This is a genomic window from Pseudomonas sp. 43(2021), assembly GCF_017490805.1.
Taxonomy (GTDB): Bacteria; Pseudomonadota; Gammaproteobacteria; order Pseudomonadales; family Pseudomonadaceae; genus Aquipseudomonas.
Map to the genome: position 1 here is coordinate 1 of NZ_JAFGYJ010000604.1, position 428 is coordinate 428.

The window sequence follows — 428 nt, forward strand, 5'->3', positions numbered from 1 at the left end:
TTGCGGAACAGCGCGCTCAGCTCAGGCTTGGACACCGGAAACTCGGCAGCCTTGAGGATCGCGTGCATGTCGTCTTCTTTCAGTTCGAAGGCCACGCGCAGTTTTTTCAGGATGATGTTGTTGGTCACCGGCACTTCGATCGGTTGCGGCGGACGGCTTTCGTCCTTGCCGCGCTTGAAGATCACCAGACCGTCGAGGAAGTGCGCGATGACTTCGTCCGGGCAGCGCACGAAGCCTTCTTCGTCTTCTTCTTTCTTGTCGAGCCAGGTGATGACATCGGCGAGCGTGACGTCCATGCCGCCCAGTTTGATGATCTCGACAACTTTCTTGTCGCTGATGTCGAGCATGTAGCGCACGCTGCGCAGTACGTCGTTATGAACCATGTCGGTATTCCTGATGCGTTGTGGGCAGCGCTCGCGGGCGCTGCC

General features: G+C 58.2%; 1 protein-coding gene. It reads right to left on the reverse strand.

Features of this window, described 5'->3' with window-relative positions; all coding sequences use genetic code 11:
* On the reverse strand, positions 1-383 hold a 383-nt coding region (locus J5M71_RS28910), incomplete at its 3' end, for a DUF1456 family protein (protein WP_207839120.1).
* Positions 384-428: the final 45 nt, after the last annotated feature.